Source organism: Ruminococcus sp. CAG:379 (genome assembly GCF_000434255.1).
In the GTDB taxonomy this organism is placed as follows: domain Bacteria; phylum Bacillota; class Clostridia; order Oscillospirales; family Ruminococcaceae; genus Ruminococcus_F; species Ruminococcus_F champanellensis.
Genome location: NZ_FR894830.1, coordinates 541 through 4,709 on the forward strand (window position 1 = coordinate 541; position 4,169 = coordinate 4,709).

The 4,169-nt window shown below is 55.9% G+C and carries 4 protein-coding genes, 1 tRNA gene and 1 other RNA gene; 5 read left to right on the forward strand and 1 reads right to left on the reverse strand.

Annotation, left to right across the window (positions count from 1 at the left end):
• Positions 1-5: 5 nt before the first annotated feature.
• Positions 6-79 (reverse strand) — tRNA-Pro (locus tag QVO51_RS02080).
• A 188-nt stretch (positions 80-267) separates the two neighbouring features.
• Between QVO51_RS02080 and ffs the strand changes: the two genes are divergently transcribed.
• The 5 genes from ffs (at position 268) to recR (ending at position 4,079) form a co-directional block, all read left to right on the forward strand.
• Positions 268-366: signal recognition particle sRNA small type (ffs, locus tag QVO51_RS02085), an RNA gene on the forward strand.
• A 203-nt stretch (positions 367-569) separates the two neighbouring features.
• The gene (locus QVO51_RS02090; protein ID WP_022357036.1) at positions 570-1,436 is read left to right on the forward strand and encodes a tetratricopeptide repeat protein; all 867 of its coding nucleotides are present in this window, start codon (positions 570-572) and stop codon (positions 1,434-1,436) included.
• A 23-nt stretch (positions 1,437-1,459) separates the two neighbouring features.
• The gene (dnaX, locus tag QVO51_RS02095; protein WP_022357037.1) at positions 1,460-3,052 is read left to right on the forward strand and encodes a DNA polymerase III subunit gamma/tau; all 1,593 of its coding nucleotides are present in this window, start codon (positions 1,460-1,462) and stop codon (positions 3,050-3,052) included.
• Between the two features lie 75 nt (positions 3,053-3,127).
• The gene (locus QVO51_RS02100) at positions 3,128-3,469 is read left to right on the forward strand and encodes a YbaB/EbfC family nucleoid-associated protein (protein WP_015559152.1); all 342 of its coding nucleotides are present in this window, start codon (positions 3,128-3,130) and stop codon (positions 3,467-3,469) included.
• A gap of 7 nt (positions 3,470-3,476) precedes the next feature.
• Positions 3,477-4,079 (forward strand): recombination mediator RecR, encoded by a 603-nt coding sequence (gene recR / locus QVO51_RS02105; RefSeq protein ID WP_022357038.1) that lies wholly within the window; start codon positions 3,477-3,479, stop codon positions 4,077-4,079.
• Positions 4,080-4,169 lie beyond the last annotated feature (90 nt).

Genomic DNA, 4,169 nt, shown 5'->3' on the forward strand with positions numbered 1-4,169 from the left:
AATCGTCGAGGTGACAGGACTTGAACCTGCGGCCTCTGCGTCCCGAACGCAGCGCTCTACCAAACTGAGCCACACCTCGAAAGCGGTATTATTCCCAAACCGCTTTAACAGTATAGCACAGATTGATGAAAAAGTAAAGCCCCAAAACTGATTTTTTTGCTGAAAACAGAAAAATTATGAAAATGTACAATTTGGGGGTTGAAATTTTGGATGGTATATGGTACAATTGTATTGTACTTTCAGGAATGCAGATTCCGGAATATAGGTGTGCGGGCCCTGTGCAACGAAGCGCCGTGAACCATGTCAGGCGGGGAACCGAGCAGCATTAAGCGGTTGTTTTCGTGTGCCGCAGCAAGCCTGCACACCTATGTTCCGGAATTTTTATAGGCAGTGCCGCAAAAAACCGGTTGAATAGTGCAGACTGCATGCAAGCGGTACTGCATCCGGCACTCCTGTATCATCGAATGGAAATTTGTCGGCAGATGCCCTGCAGGAGCCGCAATCGGCCTGCGGGTGCTGCCTGAAGTTTTGCTTCGCCGGTGCGGCGGCGCATGACACACGGAGGGCGTATGGGGGACAAACTTCGTCAGCTTGCAGGACTGCTCCGGCGAGCCGCCGAAAAGGCGCTGATACCTGCGCTGCTGACCTGCCTGGTAGCTGTCCCGACAGTGGGCAGCTCCATGGAAATAGACTGGGGTTCGTTTCAGGTTCTGCTGATCGTCTGTCTGGCACTGTATCTGCAATGGATCATCTCCCTGCTGCTGGTGTATTGGCAGCAACGGGGCTTTCACATTGAACGGACGGATGCGGAGATCATCGGCAATGCCTTCGGGGGCATGGGAAAAAAGAGCCGCATGTTCTGCAGGGCACTGGCGGATGTATGCGACAACAACCTGGAGGAAGGACTGGATGGTTTTCTTGCGGTGCTGGAAATGCAGGGACTCACGGACAAGGAGCGGCAGCTTTGCCATTTCTACATCGGTCGTTGCTATCAGATGACCGGATGCAGCGCCAATGCGGTGCAAAGCTATCAGCGTGCCCGGGAGCTTGGCATGGACAACCCGTATCTGCTGCTGTTCCAGGCTCGGAGCATGACGGACAGCGGTGCTTATGAGGCCGCACAGACAGTGTATGACCGGCTGTTGGAACTGGAACTACCGGAGTTTTCCTGCATCCGCACGGATGTGGGCATGCTTTATCTGCGGCAGCATGACGGAGCAAAGGCATTGCAGTGGTTTGAGGATTCCATCGCAAAGGGTGAGAATGTTGCCTTTGCATATGGCGGCTGCGCCTTGGCATGCCTGCTGCTGCGGCAGCCGGAGCAAAGCCAGCTGTATTACGAACAGGCGGTCACCAACCGGATGGCTGACCTGGAGGGATTCCGGGAATATTATGCAGAGCTGCGGGACGCAGTGGAGCATCCTCTGGCAGGATGACCGGGAAAGGAGATGGAACGGATATGTATCAGGCGCTGTACCGGAAGTGGCGGCCCCGAACCTTTGACGATGTGATCTCACAGCCCCACATTACCACTACTCTGAAAAATCAGATCCAGAGCGGTAAGACAGCCCATGCCTATCTGTTTACCGGATCCCGGGGCACGGGAAAGACCACCTGCGCCCGGATCTTTGCAAAGGCCATCAACTGTCTGCATGCTACTGACGGGAACCCCTGTCAGCAGTGCGAGATCTGCCGGGATGCCGAGGCGTTTTCCCTGTCGGATATCATCGAGATCGACGCAGCCTCCAACAACGGGGTGGACGATATCCGGGAACTGCGGGACGGGGCGGTGTACACCCCGGAGCGATGCAAATATAAGGTGTATATCATTGACGAGGTACACATGCTGTCCCAGAGCGCTTTCAATGCGCTGCTGAAGATCATGGAGGAGCCGCCGGCGTTTGTTAAATTCATCCTTGCCACCACGGAGATCCACAAGGTGCCTGCTACCATCGTATCCCGGTGCCAGCGGTTTGACTTCCGCCGGATTTTGCCGGAGGATATCACCGCCCGGCTGCTGTACATTGCGGGGGAGGAGCAGCTGACCCTGGATGCACAGGCGGCACGGCTCATTGCCCGGCTGTCCGACGGGGGCATGCGGGACGCTTTGTCCCTGCTGGATCAGTGCGCCGCATACGACAGCAATATCACCCTGGATACGGTTTCAGCGGCGGCAGGCATCGCCGGACGGGATGCCCTGTTTGACCTGCTGGATGCTATGACCCAGTCGGATCCGGCAAAGGCAGTCCGGATCCTGGACGAGTTGTATGCCAAGTCCAAGGACATGCTGCGGCTGTGCGAGGAGCTGATCGCCCAGCTGCGGAATGTGATGCTGTTGCATGTGACCAACGGGGACACCTCCTTGCTGGCATGTATGCCGGAGGAGATCACCCGGCTGGAGGGAATCCGTTCCGCCATGCCTTTGCAGCAGGTCATCGACCGGTTGTCGGTGCTGCAGGCATGCAACGAGCGGCTTGGCAGAGCCATCAACAAGCGGGTGGAGCTGGAGCTTTGTCTGATCCGGCTGTGCAGTCCGCAGATTTCACAAAAATCCCCCCAAACCCTTGACAATTCTCAGATTTATGATAAAATAAAACAGTTGGAAGCCACCATTGCCGCACTGCGGCAGGGGGGGTATCAGCCCATCCGACCCCAGGAAAAGCCTGTGGCTGCACCGGCGGATCGTGTCCATCCGGAGGAGCCGAAGGTGGATATGTCCAAGCTCCGGCAGGAGGATTTCAAGCCCCTTGCCAATTGGGCGGAGGTGCTTGCCGCATTCAACAAGGTGAATCCTGCCGTGTCCGGCACGCTGGCAAATTCCAAGGCATTCGTCAATGGCAATCTGCTGTTGATCTTTGCGGAAAATGCCCTGTTTATGCAGCTGTTCCGACAACGGGAGCATGCGGTTTCCCTTGGGGACTGCATTCAGCAGGTGCTGGGCAAGCGATATGCCATCCGGGCAAAATGCAGCGTCAAAAAGCAGGAGATCTCTCCGGCGGACGCATTGATTCAAAAGGCAAACAGCAGCCAGATCGAAACGGCTGTTGAATAAGGGCGGCGCTCTTTGGGCATCGTCCGGACTGCATCCTTGATGCGGTCAATGAAATGAGGATAAGGAGTTAAAAACATGAGAGCAAGAATACCGAAGCAGGGCGGCGCCCAGGATATGAACGCAATGATCCGTCAGGCACAGAAGATGCAGGATAAGATCACCGAATTGCAGGAGGACATTGAAGCACGGGACTTTACCGCATCCGTCGGAGGCGGCGCAGTTGAAGTGGTTGTGACCGGCAAGAAGAACATCAAGTCCCTGACCATCAAGCCGGAGGTTGTGGATCCGGAGGACATTGAAATGCTCCAGGATCTGGTAATCAGTGCAGTTAACGAAGCCATTGCCAACGTGGAGAAGGTCACCGAGGAGGAAATGACCAAGGTAACCGGCGGCGTTTCCCTGCCCGGTCTGTTTTAATTGATCCATGGCTGACCACAATGCACTGCCCCTGGTGATCCTGGCGGAGCAGTTTGCAAAGCTGCCGGGGATCGGCATGAAAACTGCCCAGCGGCTTGCCTACTATGTAATGTCCATGTCCGAGTCGGATGTACAGACCTTTGCGGATGCCATTTTACAGGCGAAGCATAGGGTGCACAACTGTGCGATCTGTCAGAATCTGACGGAGCAAGAGGTCTGCCCCATTTGCGGAGATGACCGACGGGATCACAGCATCATCTGCGTGGTGGAAAGCCCCAAGGATGTGACCGCCTTTGAGCGGACGGGGGAGTACAATGGTACCTACCATGTGCTTCACGGGCTGATTTCCCCCCTGGACGGGGTATCCCCGGACGATCTGGAGATCAGGAGCCTGTTGGCACGGCTTCAGTCCGAGCCTGTGACCGAGGTCATCATGGCAACCAATCCCACAGTGGAGGGGGAGGCTACCGCCATGTACATCGCCCGGCTGCTGAAGCCTATGGGGGTGAAGGTATCCCGTCTGGCGTTCGGTCTGCCCATCGGGGGTATTCTGGAGTATGCGGACGAGGTGACTCTGTACAAGGCTCTGGAAAACCGGAACGAAATATAACAAACAGCCGCATCATGGGGTACATGGTGCGGCTTTGTATGTAAGGCAACACCGCACAAAGCATGTCTGGCGGCTTGTACAGCATCTGTT